Raw genomic sequence first — 20,229 nt, forward strand, 5'->3', positions numbered from 1 at the left:
TCCGGGGAGAGGGTTGAGGAGAGGGGCCAGTCTCGCCGCGACTCCCGCCGAAGCACCACTGGAGCACGCCTTGCACGTGATCAGCCGAGCGAAGGACATTCGCGCACGGGGTGCGCTCCTACGGCGAAACATCGCGGCGCTCACTGCGCCACCACCTGCACCTTCGTGCCGTCCGTCAGCAGCATCTGCCCGTCGGTGACCACCCGCTCGCCGCCGCTCAGGCCCTTCTCGATCACGATGCTGCCGCCGTTGCCCGCGCCCGCGGTGACCATGCGCTGCCGCGCCTTGCCGTCCGCATCGATCACGAACACGAAGCTGCCGTTCGGCGAGTTCTGCAGCGCCGTCGCCGGCACCGTCACCACGTCGTGCAATCGCGCGGTGGGCAGGGTCACCTGCACGAACTCGCCAGGCGTGAGGCGATCGTCGGCATTGGCGTAGCTGGCCTTCAGCTGGATCGTGCCGGTGCCGGTGTCCACCGCGTTGTTGATGAAGTCCAGCGTGGCCTGCAGCGGCGAACCGCCCGCGCCCGGCACCTGCACATTCACCGCCAGCCTGCCGTGCGCGGTCGCGGCCCGGATGTCGCCCAGCGACGATTCGGGCACGGCGAAGGTCACGTGGATCGGCCGCACCTGGTTGAGCACCACAAGGCTGGTGCTGTTCGCGCTCACCTGCGCGCCGGGATAGGCCAGCGGCGCACCCGCGATGCTGTCCGCCGGCGCCTCGATCTGCGCGTAGCCGAGCTGGGTCTGCGCCATCTCCACCGCGGCCTGATCCGCCTTCACCGAGGCGGCGTAGATGCCCACGTTGGCTTCGTAGTTGTCGTAGTCGGTCTTCGACACGTAGCCCTTGGCCAGCATCGGCGTGTAGCGGCGCAGCACCTGCCGGGCATTCGCGAGCTGGGCCTGATCCTTGGCGAGATTGCCGCGCGCCTGATCGAGCTGCGCCTGCAACAGGCTGGGGTCGATGCGCGCGATCACCTCGCCCTTGCGCACGCGGCCGCCCGGTGCGAACGCGATGGACTGCAACTGGCCGCTGACGCGCGACTGCACGGTCACGGTGGAATACGCTTCGGCGTAGCCGTTCACCTTGAGCGAGAGCACGAGGTCGCCGCGCGCGGCCGTCGCCACCTTTACCGGCACTGCCTGTGCGGCGCCGGATCGGGCCGCATCGGCCTTGCCGTGGTTCGACCACGCATGCGCGATCCACGCGGCCAGCGCCACCACAACCAGCAGGGCCACGGGCTTTTTCCAGGACATGCGCTGTGGCATGGGGTCTCCACGGGTGGATCCGAACCGTCGCGCCAGCCGATGGGGACGATGCGATTCGATGGGGATCGAAACACGGCATCAACGCGCCACGCGGGCATGCGTTGACTGTCACGACATACTCTTGCGCCGCACCGATGCCGCGATGCCCATTACATCCGACGCTTGGCAAGCGCGGAGGACGCGGCTAGCCGCCTATTCCTTGTGCGTGGACGGCTCTTCGGCCGCATCCAGTGCCTGCAGGTTTTCCTTGAGCTGGCCGATCACTTCCAGCGCATGCTTCAGCTCGTCGTACTCGATGCCCGCGGTGGCTTCGCGGCGCAGCTCGCGCGCGATGCGCTCCATGTCGTCCACCACCTCGTGCGCCTGCGCGGTGACGTGCAGCCGCCACGCGCGGCGGTCGTTGGGGTCGGGCCGGCGCTCCACGAAGCCGGCGGCCTGCAGGCGGTCGATCACCCGGCCCACCGCGATCGGCTCCATCTCCAGCGCCTCGGCCAGTTCGTTCTGGCGCAGGCCGGGCCGGTGGTAGAGCATCTTGGTGGCGCGCCACTGCGCACGGGTCAGGCCGAACTTCACCGCGCGGCGGTCGAAGTGCTTGCGGAACAGCAAGGTCACGTCGTTCAGCAGGTAGCCGAAGGAAAGCTCTTCCGTTTTCGCCATGATCGTCGCAACCTCGCCGTTACCTGGCCAAGCATATAACGCGGACATGCCTCTCGCCGTCGTCGACGCCGACATCACCACGCTGGCCGTGGACGCCATCGTCAACGCCGCCAACGAAACCCTGCTCGGTGGCGGCGGGGTCGACGGCGCCATCCACCGTGCCGCCGGCCCCGCCTTGCTGGACGCCTGCCGCGCGATCCCGCAGGTCGCGCCCGGCGTGCGCTGCCGCACCGGCGAGGCACACATCACGCCCGGCTTCGCCCTGCCCGCGCGCTGGGTGATCCACACCGTGGGGCCGGTCTGGCACGGCGGCGGGCGCGGCGAAGCGGCCTTGCTGGCGAACTGCCATCGCAACGCGCTGCGGCTCGCGCAAGCACATGGCCTGCAAAGCATCGCGTTCCCGGCAATCAGCTGCGGCGTGTTCGGCTATCCGGCGCCGCTGGCCGCCACCGTCGCGATCGGCACGTTGCGCGAAGCGCTGGCGCTCGACCCTTCGCTCGACGTCGTCCTGTGCTGCCGCGGCGAACGCATGCGCACGGTGTTCCAGCTAGCGCTCGACCACGCCTGACCGCGGGAGGCGCATCTACAGCTTGAACGGATACAGCGGCGGCAGGCCGTCGTCGTCCTCGCGCCCGTCGCTGCGCCACGCGAAGCCGCGCTCGAAGGTTTTCGCCAGATCGACGCGTGCCGCTTCCCCCGCACCGCCATAGCAGCGGCGCTGCAACGCGGCGATGGCCTGCCGCTGCTCCCCGTCCGCCAACACGGCGTCCAGTTCGCCGGCATGGCGGATCGCCGGTCGCTCGGCCTGCGCCCACGCCAGCAGGCTGCGCAGCTGCATCGACGCGTCGCCGCCGCGCGCGGCGGCGAGGAACGCCTGCTTCAGCCGGCGCGCGGACTCGCTGGTGGCACCGCCCGCCGCAACGGCAACCGGACGGCGCGGTGCGCGGCGCCGCCACAGCCACCACGCCAGCACGGTGAGCAGCCACAGCAGCAGGCTGGCCAGCGCGATCCAGCGCCACGGCGGGTTCTGCGGCGCCGCGCCCTGCGCTATCGCGGCCACCGGCGCCGCCGCCGGTGCGGCAGAGGAAGACGACGGCGCGGCGGCCGCACCGGCCGCCGGCAGCACGGTGATGCTGTGCGCGGGAATCTCGGCGGTCTGCACCTGCCCCGACGTCACGTCGAACCAGCGCAGCGTGGTCGCGGGCAGGGTCAGCGTGCCGGCCCGTTCCGGCACCACCGCAAAGCCGCGCGTGCTGCTGCCCTGCAGCCACGCGTCGTCCTCCGCGGTGGCGGTCTTGGGCTGGTCGGGATACACGGTGGCGCCCTGCACCGCGGGCAGGCTGAGCTGCGGCAGCGCATCGGCGGACAGGCCGGTGGCGCTGAGCGTCATGGTGAGGTTGATCGGCTGGCCCACGCGCGCCGGCGTGCCCGCATCGGGCCAGCCGGCGAGCGTAAGGCTGAGCGCGCGCGCCGGCAGCCACGCCGACGATCCCCAGTTCGCTGGCACGGCCTGCACCTGCACCGTCTGCGCAGGAGCGCTGGCGCCGACCTGCGTGCCCGCGCCAAAGAAGCTGTCGGGATCGTTGGGATCCAGCGCCACGCCCTGGAAGCCCAGCGCGGGAATCGTCAGCGTGCCCGCGTGCTGCGGCACCAGCGCGTAGCGCCGCTCGATCACGCGGTAATCGCGGCCGCCGCGCACCTTGTCGTAGCGCAGGTCGCCACCGACCTGGCGAAGCTGCACGCCGCCGACCTGCGGCGTGTCCAGCGTGCCGTTGGTGACGCCGCCGCTGACGTACAGCCGCACCACGTAGCTGATCTGCTGGCCCACCCACGCCTGCTTCGGCTCGGTCTCGGCTTCCATGAACACGCTCTTGCCCGTCGCCGCGGCAGCCGCCGGATCCGGCGGATCGACCCGCAGCTGCAGCGGCGCGGTCTGCGCGCCGGCCACGACGAGCGACGGGATGGCGAGCGTGCCCACGTGCTTCGGCCGCAGCACCACGCCGATCACCAGCTCGGCGCTGCGCTGGCCGTTGACGATGCTGAGGTTGCTGCTCTGCGAGCTGCCGAGCACGTCGAAGTCCTGCGTCAGCGGGCCGAGATCGGGCATCGCCGCGCTGCCGGTTCCCGTGATGTGCAGGTTCAAGGTCACCGTTTCGCCCAGCTGCACGGTGTCCCGATCCAGCGTGGCCTGCACGCTGGCCGCACGCGCCGCCAGCGGCACGGCGAGAAACAGCAACAGGCACAGATACTGAAGAGTGCGGCCATGGATGGCCACCCGTTTGACCTTCGCGATCATGGACGAGCGCAAAAATGAACAGTGCAGAATAGCCGTCCATTCGGTTCTCGCGGCCAAGGACGGCCACGGAAGCAAACCCTGTCGTCGAAGCATCACGGCCCATCCTCGTCGGGCGCACCGCCATGGCGGCGCTGGTATTCCAGCTGGAACTTGCGGCGCAGCAGGGCGCCGGGATCGTCGGGCACGCGCTGCAGGGCCTGGCGCACATCCGCCGGGAGCTTGGCCTGCGGATCGTCGGCGGCTTCCGCGCCCAGCTCATGGGTTGGCGGCTGCTTCGCGGCCTGCTGGCCGGGCGTGCCCAGTTGCCTGTCGAGCTGCCGCTTCAGTGCCTGCTGCGCCTGTTCGGCCTGCGCCTGCTGGGCGGCTTGCTGCGCGGGCGTCGGTTGCGCCTGGTCGCCGTGCTGGGTGCCGGGATTTCCTGCGGACGCTTGATCGCCCTGCTTCGCCTTGTCCTGCGGCGATTGGCCACCGGCATCGCCCGAGGGATCCTGCTGGCCTTGCCGCTTCGCATCCTTGCCTTGCTGCTTGCCGGACTGGCCATCGGCCTTGCCTTGGCTTTGCTGATTCTGACCTTGCTGATCCTTGCCGTCCTGGCCCTGGTTCTTCTGGCCCGCGCCTTGCCCGTCGCTGCCCTTGCCCTGCGACGAGGATGATCCGCCCTGCTTCTGTTGCTGCTGCGACGAAGAAGAGTTTTGTTGCGGTTCCTGCTGCTGGTTTTTCTGCTTGCGCAGCCAGTCTTCGACCGCCTGCCTGTTCGCCTTCGCGTCGGCATTGGCGGGATCGCGCTTGAGCGCCTCGTCGTAGGCGTGGATCGCGTCCTCGTAGCGGCCTTCGCGCGCCAGCGCGTTGCCGAGGTTGTAGCTCGCGTCGCTGCCCTTTGCCGCGCGCAATGCCTGTGCGGCGGCGGCGTAGTCGCCGGCGCGATAGGCCGCCGCGCCGCGCAGGGCGGGATCGTTCGCCAGTTGCATCGCCTGCTTCGCGTCGCCGCGCGCGAGCGCCGCGGCGGCCTGCTGGTTGCGGTTCCGCCAGAGGTCACGCCAACCCGTGGCGTGCGCCGTGCCCGGCAGCAACGGCAGCAACACCAGCGGCAACAGCAGCAACCAGCCGCGGCGGAAGGCCAATGCCGCCAGCGGCAGCAGGAGCAGCAGCAGCCACGGGCCGCGATCCTGCCATTCGTCGCCGCGCAGGCCTTGCGCGGCCTGCGCGGAGCCGGCGCGCAATTCGTCCTTGAGCGCGGCGACATCGGCGTCGTCCGTCGTCATCGCCACATAGCGGCCACCGCCGGCCTCGGCCACCGCCGACAGGGCGGCATCGTCGCGCGCGGCGAGCTGCAGGTTGCCGTTCGCATCGTGCAGGAAGCCGCCGCCCGGCAGCGGCACCGGCGCGCCCTGCGGCGTGCCCACGCCCAGCACGGAGACGCGCACGCCCTCGGCCAGCGCCTGGCGCGCGGCCTGGCGCGCCGAGGCGTCCGCGCTGTCGGCGATCAGCACCAGCGAACCGCCGCCGGCCTTGGCGTCGCGGATCAGCGCGGCGCCGCGCGCGATCGCCGCCGCCGCGTTCTCGCCGTCCACCGGCATGGTGTCCGGCGCCATCGCGTCCAGCAGGGTGGACAGGCTGTGCGCATCCGAAGTGAGCGGCGCCACCGTGAAGGCCTCGCCGGCGTAGCCGACCAGGGCGTTCAGGCCGTCCCGGTTCGCCGCGAGCAAGTCGTGCGCCTTGTGGCGCGCAAGGTCGATGCGGCTGGGCGCCACGTCGCGCGACAGCATGCGCTGCGACAACGAGATCGCCACCACCTGCGCGGCGCGGCGCGCGTACAGCGGCTGCTCCACGCGGCTCCACGTCGGCCCGGCCAGCGCCAGCACCGCCAGCAGCCAGGCCAGCGCGAGCAGGCCCAGCGGCAGGCGCTGCCGCGTGGCGCTCCCCTCCAGCAGTTGCGGCAACAGCTCCGCATCCACCAGCCGCGACAGGGCCTGCAGGCCACGGCTGCGCCGCGAGGCCTGCCACAGCAGCCACGGCAGCACGAGCAGTGCATACAGCCACCACGGCCGCAGGAAGTGGAATTGCGCCAGCGCCGCGCTCATGCGGCCACCTCGCGCGCACGCCAGCGCGGCCACGCGGCCAGCAACCACAACAACAGCGCCGCCACCAGCGGCCAGACGAACCATTCCGTGCGCGGCCGCAGGCTGGGGCCGTGCTGCCGCATCGGCTCCAGCGCATCGATGGCGCGATACGCGTCGGCCAGTTGCGCGCTGTCGGTGGCGCGGAAGAAGCGGCCGCCGGTTTCGTCCGCGAGCTTGGTCAGCATGGCCGCATCGAGGTCGGCCGAAGGGTTGACGATCTGCGCGCCGAAGAAGCCCGGCACACGCATGCGCTCCGCGCCGATGCCCACGGTGTAGATGCGCACGCCGGCCGCCTTGGCAGCGCGCATGGCCTCCAGCGGCGCGATGCTGCCGGCGTTGTTGACGCCGTCGGTGAGCAGCACCAGCACGCGCGCCTGCTCCGGCAGCGCGGACAGGCGCTTCACCGCGATGGCGATGGCGTCGCCGATGGCGGTTTCGCTGCCGGCCAACCCCACCGCCGCGCCCTGCAGTTGCGCACGCACCGCGTCGAGGTCGTAGGTGAGCGGCGTCACTAGGAAAGCCTGGCTGCCGAACAGGATCAGGCCCATCTCGTCGCCGCGCCGACGGTCGATGAAGTTGCCGGCAATCGCCTTCACCGCGCCGAAGCGGCTCACCGGCTGGCCGGCCAGTTCCATGTCCTGCGTGTTCATGCTGCCGGAGAGATCCACCGCCAGCAGCAGGGCGCGACCGCTGCGCTGCTGCGCCTGCGGCGGCCCCACCCATTGCGGGCGCGCGGCGGCCACCACCATGCACGACCATGCCAGCGCCAGCAGCCAAGGCGTGGCGCTGCGCGCCGCGTTGCCGCCCGTCGCCGCGAGACGCAGGCCCGGCTGCGGCAGGCGCAAGGCCTGCCCCGGCATTACCGGCGGCAGCACGCGGCGCAGCAGCAAGGGCAGCGGCAGCAGCAGAAACAGCCAAGGCCACGCGAATTCAAACATGGCCCGTCTCCGTGCCCAGCGACTTCCACGCGCGTGGACGTGCCGCCGCCCGCAGCCAGTCGCGCGCCGCGGCCAGCGTGGCAGGCGCGTCGAATTGTGCCTGCGGCCGATAGATCGCCTGCTCCAGCGCCATCAGGCGATCCAGCACGGCCGTCGCCACCGGTACGCGTGCCAGCGTCTGTCGCCAACGGTCGCCGCGCTGCCGGGTCGCGGCTTCGTCGTGGCGACGCGCTACGCGGCGCAGCAACTGGTGAATCGAAGCGGCCAGCGCGACGGCGTCGCCATCGCGCGCATGGCGGGCCGCCAGCTTTTCCAGTTCGTCCAGCAGCAGGCGGCACTGTTTCCGCAGGCGCCGATGGCGGCGCCAGAACCACGCGGCGACGGCCAGCGCCAGCAGCACCAGCCCGGCCAGCACCCACCAGCCCGGCGCGAACGGCCACCACGCGGGCGCGGGCGGCAGGTGGATGTCGCGCAGCACCGGGCCGTTCGACGGAGGCATGGAAGGCATCATCGCCGCATCCCCGTCGCACCCAGCAGATCGCCGACGGCAGGCAACGGATCGTCGCGCGTGTCGAGCACGCGGCAGCGCAGGCCCGCGCCGCGCGCCAGGGCTTCCAATCGTGCGGGGCCGCTGCCCACGGCCTGCTGGAATTCGCGCCGCTGGCGCTCGCCGAGCAGCACCACGTCGCGGCGCTCGCCATCGTGTTCCAGCGGATAACGGCCCGGCGGCGGCGGCTCGCGTTCCAGCGCATCGGCCACCACCAGCACGCCGACGTGGGCGCGCGCCTTCAGTTCCAGCAGGTGCTGCCGCGCTTCGTCGTCTGCGCTGAATCCGTCGCTGAGCAGCAGCACGCGGCTGGCGCCGCGTTGCAGGCGCCGTGCGCGCAGCAAGGCTTCGGACAAGGGCTCGGCGCGATCCGTCGCCGGCTGCGCATCCCATTCCGCCAGCGCGCCGCACACGGCGAGCGCGCCACGCGCGGCGCCCTGCGGACGCAGCAGGCGATCGTGGTTGCCGAAGGCCATCATCCCCACGCGTTCGCCTGCGCGCACGGCCAGCCAGGCAGCGATGGCAGCCGCGCGTGCCGCCTGCACCGACTTGAAGCGGACGCGGGTGCCGAAGCGCAGGCTGGCGTGGGTGTCCAGCAGGATCAGCAGGCGGCCTTCGCGCTCCTCCTGGAACAGCTTGGTGTGCAACCTGCCGCTGCGCGCGGTGAGCCGCCAGTCCAGCCGGCGCACGTCGTCGCCGGCCTGGTAGACGCGCGACTCGGCGTAGTCCATGCCGCGCCCGTAGAGGCGGCTAGACTGGGCGCCGCTGCGCGCCGCGCGGCTCTCCGACGGCAACAGCTTCGCGCGTCCGGCGCGCGCGCCCAACGCGATCAGTTCGGCCAGCGACACGCTCGTGCGGCCGTCGCCATCGACACGATTCGGCGACACGGCGCTCACGGCAGCGGCACGAGATCCAGCAAGCGGGCGATCACCTGGTCGCTGCGCACGCCCTCCGCCTCCGCCTCGTAGCTGAGCAGCACGCGGTGGCGCAGCGCCTCGTGCGCGATGGCGTGCACGTCTTCGGGCAACACGTAGTCGCGGCCGGCCAGCCAGGCCTGCGCGCGCGCACAGCGATCCAGCGCGATGGTGGCGCGCGGGCTGGCGCCCCAGGCGATCCAGCGTTTCAGCTCCGGCCCGTAACGGCCCGCGTCGCGCGTGGCCAGCACGAGCTGGGCCAGGTATTCCTCCAGCGCCGGCGCCATGTGCAGCGCCATCGCGGCATCGCGCGCGGCGAACACGTCGGACTGCTTCAGCGCAGGCGCGGATGCGGGTGCCGGATGCGCGCGGCGGCTGGCCTGTTCGCGAGCAAGGCGCAGGATCGCCAGCTCGGCCGCCGCATCGGGGTAGCCGATGGTGACGTGCAGCAGGAAGCGGTCGAGCTGGGCCTCTGGCAACGCGAACGTACCCTCTTGCTCGATCGGGTTCTGCGTGGCCATCACCATGAACAGCTCCGGCAACGGGCGCGTGGCGCGGCCCACGGTGATCTGCCGCTCGGCCATCGCTTCAAGCAGGGCCGACTGCACCTTGGCCGGGGCGCGGTTGATCTCGTCGGCCAGCACGATGTTGTGGAACAGCGGCCCGTGCTCGAATTCGAAATTGCCGGATTGCGGGCGGAACACGTCGGTGCCGGTGAGGTCGGCAGGCAGTAGGTCGGGCGTGAACTGCACGCGATGGAAATCCGCCTCGATGCGCGCGGCCAGCGCCTTCACCGCGGTGGTCTTGGCCAGACCGGGCGCACCTTCCACCAGCAGATGGCCGTCGGCGAGCAACGCCACCAGCAGGCAATCCACCAGCTTCGGCTGGCCGATGATGCAAGTCCGCAATTCGTCGCGCAGTTGCGCGAAAGCCTGTTGCAAACGGCTGCGGGATTGGGTTTCAGGCATGTCCATCATGGTGGTTCCGGCGTCAGGTCGCCGCTGTTGACCGCGGCGGAGCCCGGAAGTTTAGTCGACGGTATCCGCGCATTCAGGCCCGCAACGCAAAGGGGCGGCCGAAGCCGCCCCCTTGCATATCGCATGAACGTAGCGACTTACTGCAACGAATCGTTGAGGATGCGCGGCGTGACGAAGATCAGCAGTTCCGCCTTGGTGTTGTTGCGACTGGTATTGCGGAACAGGAAACCGATGCCGGGGATATCGCCCAGGCCGGGCACCTTGGTCACCGTGTTGCTCTTGTTGATCTCGTAGATGCCGCCGAGTACCACGGTCTGGCCGTTATCCACCAGCACCGAGGTGTTCACCGACTGGGTGTTGATCTCCGGCACCTGGCCGTTCGGCGTGGTGAGGAACTTGTCCAGAGAATCCTTCTTCACGTTGATCGCGAGATACACGCGGTTGTCGGCAGTGATGGTCGGCGTGACCTTGAGCTCCAGCACCGCATCCTTGAACTGCACCGAAGCGGTCTGGCCAGTGGCGGTACCACCACCGACGCCTCCCTGATAGGTGACGTAGCCGATTTCCTGACCCTGGCGGATCACAGCCTCCTGCTGATTGGCGGTGATGACACGCGGGCTGGAGATCACCTCGCCACGTCCTTCGGTCTGCGCAGCCGACAGCTCGAGATCGACCAGATAGTTCTTGCCAAGAATGGCGAGACCAAGCTGGCCAGCCGGATTGGTCACTGGCAGGTTGACATTGTAGCCGCCCGGAATCGTGACCGAGCCGGGATGCGGCTGGGCGCCCTGTGCACCGTTCGCCACCCAGTCGCTCATCGCGTTCTGGTAGTTGACGTTGTTGTTCCAGACGTTGGTTGCATACTGGCCGGCACCATCGCCAGTCGGATTGGTCGACACGATGTTGTTGCTATTGACCCGGGTACCCGATACGCCCCACTTCACGCCCAGATCGCGGGTGAAGCTGTCCGAGGCGATCACGATGCGCGACTCGATCAGCACCTGCTGCACCGGCTTGTCCAGCACAGCCACCAGTTTGCGAACCTGTTCGGTCTTGTCGGCGGTGTCGTTGAGCAGCAGGGTATTGGTGCGTTCGTCGAAGGAGACGCTGCCACGCGGGGAGAGGAAGCCGCGCGACGCGCTCGCACCGGCCGCCCCACCGCCTCCTTGCATGCTACCGGTGGTCAACAACTTGGCGATATCGGCCGCCTTGCCATAGCTGATCGGGATGTAGGTACTGACCAGCGGAGCGTTGTCCTCGGCCTTCATGCGCGCGTCGGCGACGTTCTCTTCGTACTTGGCCAGTTCCTGCTGCGGCGCCACCCAGATCACGTTGCCGTCGCGACGCTTGTCCAAGCCCTTGGCGCGCAGGATCACATCCAGCGCCTGATCCCAGGGCACGTTCACCAGGCGCAGTGTGATGCTGCCGGTGACGCTGTCAGCCGCCACGATATTGAGCTTGGAGGTGTCCGCAATCAGCTGCAGCACCGAGCGCACCGGGATGTCCTGGAAGTTGAAGGTGGCGCGAGTGCCCGTGTAGACCGGGTGCTGATCCAGCGAGCCAATCCTGCCGCCCGCGGGCATATTCGGATTGTCGCCCTTCTTCGCGGCCACCTCGACCACGTACTGGTTGCCTTCCTGCCAGGCCGCAGTGTCGACCACCCCCTTGGTGGCAATGGTCATCTGCACGCCGCCGGCGAGTCCGGTGTGGGTGCTGACGGACTGCACCGGCGTGGCGAAGTCCACGGTATCCAATCGCTGCGCGAGGTTCGCCGGCACGTTGGCGTTCGGGATGCTGACCTCGACCTTGTCGCCGATGGTGCGCATCTGCGCATCGGCACCGGGGCCGCTGAAGGTGATCAGCACCCGACCCTGCCCGTTCGCGCCACGGCGGAAATCAATGTTGGTGATGCTGATGGCGCCAGCGGCGGTCGCCGGCAGGCGCTTGGATGGATCGATGATGGCCGCGGTGGTGACGCTACGCTGCGCCGGAGCGGCTGCCGCCGTCTGCGCTGCGCCGTTTCCACTATTGTCGACCGTAAGTACCAGGCTGTTGCCTTCGATCGCGGACTGGTACGACGCCGGACGCATCAGCTCCACGATCACGCGGGTGCGGCCGCCAGCGGATACGGCCGAGACGCCGGACGTGGCGCCCTGCCCGATATCGGTATGCCGCTGCGCCGTGGTGCCGGTATCGGCGAAATCGATGGCGATGCGTGCCGGATTGTCGGTGGTGAAGATGCGCGGCTGCGGTACCGCACCGATGAAATTCAGGTGCAACTGCACGCTGCCGCCTGGCAGGGTGGTGTAGTTGATGTCCTTCAGCGTGCTGCTGGCAGCCAGCGCGGACTGGCTGAAACCCGCACCGGCGAGCAGCAATAGCGAAAGGAGACTACGAATGGCGTGGCGCATGACCCGGCCCCGGACGGATTGAATGTGGTTGCTCATTGCATCAGCCCCTGTGTCCCCTATTTCTCGCCGAGTGCGACGCTGGTCGGACGTTCCATCCAGCCACCATTGCCGTTGGATACCAGCTCGACCAGGTCGATGTGGTCGTCGCTGATCGCGGTGATGCGGCCATAGTTCTGGCCCATGTATTCGCCATCGTGTACCGGGTGGATCACGCCCTGCGGATCCTTGATGAGGGCCTCGGTACCCGGCCCGGTACCGATGGTGCCGACCATCTTGAGGCTGTCCAGTGCGAACATTTCCAACGGCTGCTTGGGCCGGTTCTGATCCGGCCGCGGGCCCGCGTTGGTGGTTTCCTGCTCGGCAGCACTGGGCCCGAACGGATCGCGCAGATCCTGGTCGGCGTACGTGAAGGTTTCAAAGGTCTTGATGACCGGCAGCGGCGGGATCGGCACGCCCTTCTTGGCCTTCTGCTGAGAAATCCATTCGCGCAGGTCGCTGGTGCCGCGGGTACAGCCCCCCAGCATCAGCACGGCGACCAGCAGCAGGGCGATACGCGACAGTGTCGCCGGCTTCATGGCAGTGGACAGCTTCATCACTTGCGCCCTCCCGCCTTCTTGGCCGTGCCCTTCGCGGCTGCGGCGGCCTCGTCCTCGTCCAGGTAACGGTAGGTCTTCACCGTACCCTGCAGCACTAGTTGGCCGTCGGTGGAGGTGCCGTCCTTGCTTGCATGCTGCGGCGTGAGCGACACATCATGCATGGTCAGGATCACCACGCGAGGCAGCGATGCCACGCCGCTGATGAAGGCACCGAACTGGTGGTAGGTGCCCACCATCTTCAGCTGGATCGGCTTCTCGGCGTAGAAGTCCTTCGGCACCTCGGGTTGCGGCACGAAGGAATCCACCTGCAGGCCGGCGGACAACGCGGTCTGCGAGACGTCGATCAGCAGCTCGGGCATTTCGGTTTTGCTGGGCAGTTGGCGCAACAACTGGCGCAGCATGTCCTTCATCTCGTCGAGCTGCTGCTGCAGCGCATCGAGATTCACCGCCTTGGCCTGCTTTTCGCTGAACTCCTTCCTGAGCTGCTCTTCCTTGTTCGCCAGCGTGGCCAGTTCGTCCTGCTGGCTGCTGACATAGAAGTACCAGCCGGCCAGCACCACCACCAGGAAAAGCAAGGTGGTGAAGAAGATCTTGACCGACTTGGGCCAGCCGCCGATGTTGTTGCGGTCGAGGCCGCGCAGATCGTCCAGGAGTTTCATGCCTTGGCCCCTCCCTTGGCGGCTGCAGCAGTCGGCTTGGCTTCCGGCTTGGAGGGCGCGGCAGCCGGCTTCGCGGCGGGAGCGGTGGCAGGAGCGGGCGGCAGCGATGCCGAGGGCCTGCCGGCATTCGCCGGCGCCGCAGCCGTGCTGGCGCCAGCCGGCGCGCCGTTGTCGTCCGCCTTCGGCTTGCTCAGCTTCACGGTCAGACCGAAGCCGTAGGGCATGCGCGTGGCGTCGTGGCTGTTGACGGTGCTGCGCAGATCCACGTGGCCCATCCACGGCGAGACTTCGATGTTGCGCATGTACTCGGCCACGCTGGCGTTGGATTGCGCCACGCCGTCCAGCGACATGGTGTCGCCGGCCTGCTTGAGCGACGTGAGGCGTGCGCTGGACGGGATCGTCTTCACCAGCTCGTCGAACAGGTGCACCATCTTCGAGCGGTCGGACTGCAACTGCTCGATGATCTGCTTGCGCGCCAGCAGGTGCTCGCGCACTTTCTCCAGATCCTTGATCTTGGCGATCTTCACGTCGACCTGCTTGATCTCGTCTTGCAGGATGGTGTTGCGGTCGTTCTGGTTGTCGATGCTCGCGCCCATCCACAGCGCCCACAGCAGCACGACGCCCAGGCCGGCCACGAAGGCCATGCCGAGCTGACCGAAGAATTCGCGCTCGCGCAGCTTGCGCCGCTCGGCACGCCAGGGCAGGAGGTTGACGTGTGCCATCAGTCGAAGCTCCTCAGGGCGAGGCCGACCGCGACCATCAGCGCCGGCGCATCCTGGGACAGCGTCTGCCCCTGCACCTTGGGCGACATCGACATGCGCGCCAGCGGGTTGGCCACCACGCAGGGCACGCCGATGTGCTCTTCGAGCATCCCGGCGATGCCGTCGATGGTGGCGCAACCGCCGGCCAGCACCACCTGGTCGACCTTGCTGTACTCGCTGCCGGCGAAGAAGAACTGCAGCAGGCGGCTGACCTGCTGCACCAGCGATTCCTTGAACGGCTCCAGCGCCTCGCTCTGGTAGGACTCGGGCAGGCCGCCCTTGCGTTTGGCGCGGCCAGCCTCCTCGTAGGAGAGCCCGTAGCGGCGCATGATCTCGTCGGTGAGCTGCTTGCCGCCGAACACCTGCTCGCGCGAATAGATCGTGCGCTGGTTGCGCAGCACCGACAGCGTGGTCATGGTGGCGCCCACGTCCACCACCGCCACCAGCGCGTCGCGGCCGACGTTGAGCTGATCGACGAGCAGCGCGAACGCGTTTTCCATGGCGAACGCTTCCACGTCGACCACCTTGGCGGTGAGCCCGCCCAACTCCAGCGCGGCCACGCGCATGTCCACGTTCTCGGTGCGCGAGGCGGCGAGCAGGATGTTGTTCATTTCCGGGTTGTCGCGCACCGGGCCCAGTACCTCGAAGTCGAGGCTCACTTCCTCGATCGGGTAAGGGATGTACTGGTTCGCTTCGACCTGGATCTGGCCTTCCAGGTCTTCTTCGCTCAATTCGCTGGGCATCGGGATGATGCGCGTGATCACGGCCGAGCCGGCCACCGCGGCGGATGCCGTCCTGAGCTTGGCGCCGGAGCGCGCCAGCGCACGGCGGATCGCCTCGCCCACGGCTTCGACCTCGACGATGTTCTTCTCGACCACGGCGTTCGGCGGCAGCGGCTCAACCGCGTAATGCTCCACGCGGTAACGCCCGCCCGACTGGCTGAGCTCCAGCAGCTTGACTGCGGTCGAGCTGATGTCGACGCCGATCAGTGCCGGCTTCTTGGGTGTGAAGAGCCCCACGGTGTTCCCCCTTTGCCCCTGGGCGGCAAGGCCGGGTTTCCGACCGATGCGCGGTCGCATTAGATCGAAAAATTAACGCCCCCGCAATGGCCTGGCGAGTTTTTTTCATGTATTTCCCGTGATGGCGCCCACATTTGAATCAACGCCTTTCCGGGACGTGACGAAGGCCACGCTTCGGCGCGAACGCAGCATCTTGCGCCCCGGACAACCCGGCATCCGAAGATGTGCCGATCCGAAGTGGCCGGCGGCACAACCTCTATACTCTGCCGGGTTTCGACACAGGCGATCCGCGACACATGCATATTTTCAAGCGTCTGCTGCGCTGGGCAGTGATCCTGGCGTTCTCGGGCCTCCTGCTGGCGGTACTCGCGATCGGCGTGGCGTACTGGCTGGTGGCGCCGAGGCTGCCTTCGGTGGCCGTATTGAAGGACTACCACATGCAGGTGCCGCTGCGCGTGGAAAGCGCCGACGGCAAGCTGATCGCCACCTTTGGCGAGACGCGGCGCATCCCGATAGCCATCGCGAACGTGCCGGACAACCTCAAGCACGCCGTGCTGTCAGCCGAGGACGCCGACTTCTACCACCACCCCGGCGTCGACTGGCACGGCATCGTGCGCGCCGGCTGGCACGTGATCCTGGCCGGCGGGGACAAGGTGCAGGGCGGCTCCACCATCACCCAGCAGGTGGCGCGCAACTTCTTCCTCAGCCCGCAGAAGCTCTACTCGCGCAAGCTGATCGAGATCTTCACCGCGCTGCGCATGGAGCAGGAGTTGAGCAAGGATCAGATCCTGGAGCTGTACCTCAACAAGATGTTCCTCGGCCACCGCTCCTACGGCGTGGCCGCCGCCGCCGAGTACTACTACGGCAAGACGCTGGATCAGCTCAGCATCGCGCAGTGCGCGGCGATCGCCTCCACCTTCCAGTTGCCCTCGCTGGTGAACCCGCTGAACAGCCAGGCGCGCCTGCTGGCGCGGCGCAACTGGGTGCTGAGCGAGATGCTGCGGCACGGCTACATCACCGAGGCGCAGTACAAGGCGGCCGTCGCCGAGCCGAACAACGCCGCGCCGCACGAGGCGCCGATCCAGGTGAACGCGCCCTACCTCGCCGAGATGGTGCGCCGGCAGGTGCTCGACCGCCTGGGCAACGACGCGCTCACCGAAGGCTACGTGGTGAAGACCACCATCCAGAGCGCGAAGCAGCAGGTGGCGGTGGACGCCGTGCGCAAGGGCTTGATCGACTACGACCGCCGCCACGGCTGGCGCGGCCCCGAGGCCCACCAGGATCTCGCCGACGACGCCGGCGCGCAGGACTACGCGCGCGCGCTGGCCGGCTTCGGCGACGTCTCCGGCCTCGCGCCCGGCCTGGTGACCGCCAGCTCCGCCGGCTCGGCCACCGTCTTCCTCGCTTCCGGCCAGAGCGTAAACCTCGACCTCCCCGCCGTGGCGTGGGCGCGCCCGTACATCAACGACAGCCGCAGCGGCCCGGCGCCGAAACGCGTGGACGCGGTGCTCAAGCGCGGCGACATCGTGCGCGTGACGCAGGACGACAAGGGCGGCTGGCAACTGGCGCAGATCCCCGCCGTGCAAGGCGCGCTGGCCTCGATCCGGCCCGAGGACGGCGCCATCGAGGCGCTGGTGGGCGGCTTCAACTTCGCCCGCAGCAAGTTCAACCGCGCGGTGATGGCGGCACGCCAGCCCGGCTCCAGCTTCAAGCCCTACCTGTACTCGGCGGCGTTCGACCACGGCTTCACGCCGGCCTCCATCCTCAACGACGCGCCGCTGGCGCTGCCCGACCCCTCGCGCCCCGGCGGGCTGTGGACGCCGAGCAACGACGACGACAAGTTCGCCGGCCCGATGCGCCTGCGCGAAGCGCTGGTGCAGTCGAAGAACCTGGTATCGATCCGCCTGCTCGACGCCATCGGCGTACGCTACGCGCGCGATTTCATCACTCGCTTCGGCTTCCCGCTGGACGCGCTGCCGGCCAACCTGTCGATGGCGCTGGGCACCGCCTCCGTGTCGCCGATCAACATGGCGCGCGGCTACGCGGTGTTCGCCAACGGCGGCTACCTGGTCACGCCGTACTTCATCAGCGAGATCGACGACCGCGACGGCAAGCCGGTCTACGTCGCCAACCCCGCGCGCGCCTGCCGCGAATGCCAGGCGCGCCTGCTGGAAAACGCGCCCGCCGGCCCGCCGCCCGCGGACATGGGCAGGCACCCGGCCAACCGGCTCGCCGTGGACGCCAGCGCCGCGCCCCCGGCCAGCGCCGCCAGTACCGACGATTCCGGCGTGGAAACCCTCCCGGCGGACGCCGGCAACGGCGAGCACGCGCCCGTGCTGGCGCCGCACGTGCTCGGCCCGCGCACCGACTTCCTGATCACCTCGCTGATGAAGGACGTGATACTGCGCGGCACCGGCTTCGCGGCCAAGTCGCTGGGTCGCACCGACCTTGCCGGCAAGACCGGCACCAGCAACGACTTCCGCGACGCCTGGTTCCTGGGCTTCAACGGCGATGTCTCCACCGCGGTATGGGTGGGCTTCGACAACTACGGCTCGCTGGGCCACGGCGAGTTCGGCGCCCAGGCGGCGCTGCCGATCTGGATGGACTACATGGGCGCCGCGCTGAAGGGCCAGCCGGAGAATTCGCTGCCGATGCCGCCGGGCATCGCCACCGCGCTGATCGACCGCTCCAGCGGCCTGCCCACCACGCCGGACGATGCGGACAGCATGACCGAGTACTTCAAGGTCGAAGACCTGGAGCGCCTGCGCAGCCAGGCCACTCAGCAGCAACAGGAACAGCAGAACCCGTTCAACATCTTCTGAGCGCGGATCAACCGGTTCCGGTATCCCGCCGCGTGCGCTAGTCTGGCCGCGCACGCGGCGGAGGAACCGACATGGCACGAGGCGAACATCACCGCATCCATGCAAGTGACCGCCAGCAGCGCAACCGGTTGCGCGTGGCGCAGGAAGCCGCCCGCCTGATGAGCGAGCACGGCATCCGCGACTTCCACCGCGCCAAGCTCAAGGCCGCCGAGCGGCTGGGCATCCTCGACGAGCAGGCGCTGCCGCGCAACCAGGAGATCGAGCAGGCGCTGCGCGAGCACCAGCGCCTGTTTCACGCCGACAGCCAGCCGCGCCTGCTGCAGGAACGCCGCGAGGCGGCGGTGGAGGCGATGCGTTTCCTCGCCCGCTTCGAGCCGCGGCTGGTCGGCGCCGTGCTCGACGGCACCGCCGACGCGCATTCGGCGATCTGCCTGCACGTGTTCAGCGACGACCCCGATGCCGTGCACCGCCACCTGCACGAACACGGCGTGCCGTTCGAGGCGCAGACGCGCCGCCTGCGCACCAGCCGCGACGAACAGGCCGAATTCCCGGTGCTGCTGTTCGCCGCCGACGCGCTGTCGTTCGACCTCACGGTGCTGCCGCACGACGCGCTGCGCCAGGCGCCGCTGGATCGCGTCGACGAGAAGCCGATGCGCCGCGCCGCCCTGCCCGCCGTGGAAGAACTGCTGGCCGCCGACGAAGCCGAATCGCTGGAGCACAGGCTGGCCGCGCTGCGCTAGCGAGACGCACGGCACTTTTGCCTCCCCTCCCCTTCGGAGAGAGGATTGAGGTGAGGGGCGGGTGCTCGCGGAGGCGCTGGCTCGGGGCACCGCCTCTTTAAAGATCGAGGCAAGAATGACCCCTCTCCCCAGCCCTCTCCCCGGAGGGGAGAGGGAGAAGAGCAGGCGCTCAGCGCTTGCCGGAAGCCACGTAGTCGCGCACGCCGGCGCCGGTATAGATCTGGCGCGGGCGGCCGATGCGGGCGCCGGGGGTTTCGTGCTGCTCGATCCAGTGCGCGATCCAGCCGGCGGTGCGGGCGATGGCGAACATCACGGTGAACATCTCGGTGGGGATGCCCAGCGCCTTGTAGATGATGCCGGAGTAGAAATCCACGTTCGGGTACAGCTTGCGCTCGACGAAGTAGTCGTCCTTCAGCGCCGCCTCTTCCAGCTTCATCGCCACGTCCAGCAGCGGGTCGTTGACGCCCAGCTCGGCCAGCACCTTGTGGCACATCTCGCGGATGATCTTCGCGCGCGGGTCGAAGTTCTTGTACACGCGATGGCCGAAGCCCATCAGGCGGAAGCTGTCGTTCTTGTCCTTGGCGCGCAGCACCGCCGACTCGACGTTGTCCGGCGTGCCGATTTCCTGGAGCTGCTTGAGCACCGCCTCGTTGGCACCGCCGTGCGCGGGCCCCCACAGCGCGGTGATGCCCGCGGCGATGGAGGCGTACGGATTGGCGCCGGTGGAACCGACCAAGCGCACGGTCGAGGTCGAGGCGTTCTGCTCGTGGTCGGCGTGCAGGATGAACAGCAGATCCAGCGCCTTGGCCGCCACCGGGTTCATCTGCAGCGGCTCGCTCGGCACCTCGAACATCATGTGCAGGAAGCGGTCGACGTATTCGAGGTTGTTGCGCGGATAGCGGAACGGCCAGCCGATCGAGTAGCGGTAGCAGGCCGCCGCGATGGTCGGCATCTTGGCGATCAGGCGAATCGCGGCGAGCTTGCGGTCGGCCGGATTCTCGACGTCGAGATCGTCGTGGTAGAACGCCGACAGCGAGGCCACCGAAGCAGCCAGCATCGCCATCGGATGGGCATCGTGGTGGAAGCCTTCGAAGAAGCGCTTCTGCGACTCGTGCATCATCGTGTGATGCGTGATCTGGTTCTCGAAGGCCGCGAACTCGTCCTGCTTCGGCAGCTCGCCGTTGAGCAGCAGGTAGGCCACTTCGAGGAAACTGGACTTCTCCGCCAGCTGTTCGATCGGGTAGCCGCGGTACAGCAGCACGCCCTGGTCGCCGTCGATGTAGGTGATCGCGCTCTTGGTGCTGGCGGTCGAACCGTAGCCGACGTCGTAGGTGAAGTGGCCGGTGTCCTTGTACAGCGTGCTGATGTCGATGCAGGCCGGGCCGAGGGTGCCGGAAACCAGCGGCATGGTGCTGCTGCGCTGGGTCGACTCGTCCACCAGCTTCACAGTCTTGGAATCGGACACGGGAACCTCCTTAGCATGGGTCGTCGCCAGGGCCGTGGG

The 20,229-nt window shown here is 68.8% G+C and carries 17 protein-coding genes; 3 read left to right on the forward strand and 14 right to left on the reverse strand.

Translation table 11 applies throughout. From position 1 onward, the window contains the following. Positions 1-140: 140 nt before the first annotated feature. Together ACZ5Z2_RS15530 and ACZ5Z2_RS15535 are read right to left on the reverse strand one after the other, a co-directional pair. Entirely contained in the window at positions 141-1,238 is a 1,098-nt protein-coding gene (locus tag ACZ5Z2_RS15530) for an efflux RND transporter periplasmic adaptor subunit (RefSeq protein WP_464759461.1), read from the reverse strand. 222 nt (positions 1,239-1,460) lie between these two features. Then, entirely contained in the window at positions 1,461-1,925 is a 465-nt protein-coding gene (locus tag ACZ5Z2_RS15535) for a MarR family winged helix-turn-helix transcriptional regulator (protein WP_464759462.1), read from the reverse strand. 46 nt (positions 1,926-1,971) lie between these two features. Between ACZ5Z2_RS15535 and ACZ5Z2_RS15540 the strand changes: the two genes are divergently transcribed. Next, positions 1,972-2,493 carry an O-acetyl-ADP-ribose deacetylase gene (locus tag ACZ5Z2_RS15540; protein WP_464759463.1) on the forward strand — a complete coding sequence of 174 codons (522 nt, stop codon included), beginning with the start codon at positions 1,972-1,974 and terminating at the stop codon, positions 2,491-2,493. Positions 2,494-2,508: 15 nt separating this feature from the next. Here ACZ5Z2_RS15540 and ACZ5Z2_RS15545 read toward each other — a convergent pair whose 3' ends face one another. The 11 genes from ACZ5Z2_RS15545 to ACZ5Z2_RS15595 form a co-directional block, all read right to left on the reverse strand. Continuing rightward, positions 2,509-4,221, reverse strand: a complete 1,713-nt coding sequence (locus tag ACZ5Z2_RS15545) for a BatD family protein (protein ID WP_464759464.1) — start codon at positions 4,219-4,221, stop codon at positions 2,509-2,511. A 92-nt stretch (positions 4,222-4,313) separates the two neighbouring features. Then, on the reverse strand, positions 4,314-6,302 hold the full coding sequence (locus ACZ5Z2_RS15550; RefSeq protein WP_464759465.1) for a tetratricopeptide repeat protein: 1,989 nt from the start codon (positions 6,300-6,302) through the stop codon (positions 4,314-4,316). Continuing rightward, on the reverse strand, positions 6,299-7,279 hold the full coding sequence (locus ACZ5Z2_RS15555) for a VWA domain-containing protein (RefSeq protein ID WP_464759466.1): 981 nt from the start codon (positions 7,277-7,279) through the stop codon (positions 6,299-6,301). Before ACZ5Z2_RS15555 ends, ACZ5Z2_RS15550 begins: the two co-directional genes overlap by 4 nt. Further along, on the reverse strand, positions 7,272-7,778 hold the full coding sequence (locus ACZ5Z2_RS15560) for a DUF4381 domain-containing protein (protein WP_464759467.1): 507 nt from the start codon (positions 7,776-7,778) through the stop codon (positions 7,272-7,274). The genes ACZ5Z2_RS15555 and ACZ5Z2_RS15560 overlap by 8 nt, the downstream gene beginning before the upstream one ends. Before the next feature lie 8 nt (positions 7,779-7,786). Further along, positions 7,787-8,722, reverse strand: coding sequence for a DUF58 domain-containing protein (locus tag ACZ5Z2_RS15565; protein WP_464759468.1), 936 nt, complete (start codon positions 8,720-8,722; stop codon positions 7,787-7,789). Continuing rightward, positions 8,719-9,714: an AAA family ATPase gene (locus tag ACZ5Z2_RS15570; protein WP_464761726.1), complete on the reverse strand. Its 996-nt coding sequence runs from the start codon at positions 9,712-9,714 to the stop codon at positions 8,719-8,721. The genes ACZ5Z2_RS15565 and ACZ5Z2_RS15570 overlap by 4 nt, the downstream gene beginning before the upstream one ends. 140 nt (positions 9,715-9,854) lie before the next feature. Further along, on the reverse strand, positions 9,855-12,164 hold the full coding sequence (gene pilQ / locus ACZ5Z2_RS15575) for a type IV pilus secretin PilQ (RefSeq protein ID WP_464759469.1): 2,310 nt from the start codon (positions 12,162-12,164) through the stop codon (positions 9,855-9,857). Between the two features lie 20 nt (positions 12,165-12,184). Then, positions 12,185-12,721 (reverse strand): pilus assembly protein PilP, encoded by a 537-nt coding sequence (locus ACZ5Z2_RS15580; RefSeq protein WP_464761727.1) that lies wholly within the window; start codon positions 12,719-12,721, stop codon positions 12,185-12,187. Next, on the reverse strand, positions 12,721-13,383 hold the full coding sequence (locus ACZ5Z2_RS15585; protein ID WP_464759470.1) for a type IV pilus inner membrane component PilO: 663 nt from the start codon (positions 13,381-13,383) through the stop codon (positions 12,721-12,723). Before ACZ5Z2_RS15585 ends, ACZ5Z2_RS15580 begins: the two co-directional genes overlap by 1 nt. Then, entirely contained in the window at positions 13,380-14,105 is a 726-nt protein-coding gene (locus ACZ5Z2_RS15590; protein ID WP_464759471.1) for a PilN domain-containing protein, read from the reverse strand. Before ACZ5Z2_RS15590 ends, ACZ5Z2_RS15585 begins: the two co-directional genes overlap by 4 nt. Beyond that, a complete protein-coding gene (locus ACZ5Z2_RS15595; protein WP_464759472.1) occupies positions 14,105-15,163 on the reverse strand; it encodes a pilus assembly protein PilM in 1,059 nt (352 codons plus the stop codon). The genes ACZ5Z2_RS15590 and ACZ5Z2_RS15595 overlap by 1 nt, the downstream gene beginning before the upstream one ends. A 296-nt stretch (positions 15,164-15,459) precedes the next feature. Between ACZ5Z2_RS15595 and ACZ5Z2_RS15600 the strand changes: the two genes are divergently transcribed. After that, positions 15,460-17,985 carry a penicillin-binding protein 1A gene (locus ACZ5Z2_RS15600; protein WP_464759473.1) on the forward strand — a complete coding sequence of 842 codons (2,526 nt, stop codon included), beginning with the start codon at positions 15,460-15,462 and terminating at the stop codon, positions 17,983-17,985. Between the two features lie 71 nt (positions 17,986-18,056). Next, the gene (locus ACZ5Z2_RS15605) at positions 18,057-18,725 is read left to right on the forward strand and encodes a hypothetical protein (protein ID WP_464759474.1); all 669 of its coding nucleotides are present in this window, start codon (positions 18,057-18,059) and stop codon (positions 18,723-18,725) included. A gap of 169 nt (positions 18,726-18,894) precedes the next feature. Here the strand turns inward: ACZ5Z2_RS15605 and ACZ5Z2_RS15610 are convergent, their stop codons facing one another. Further along, on the reverse strand, positions 18,895-20,190 hold the full coding sequence (locus ACZ5Z2_RS15610; RefSeq protein ID WP_464759475.1) for a citrate synthase: 1,296 nt from the start codon (positions 20,188-20,190) through the stop codon (positions 18,895-18,897). Positions 20,191-20,229: the final 39 nt, after the last annotated feature.

Source organism: Rhodanobacter sp. G1 (assembly GCF_055397855.1).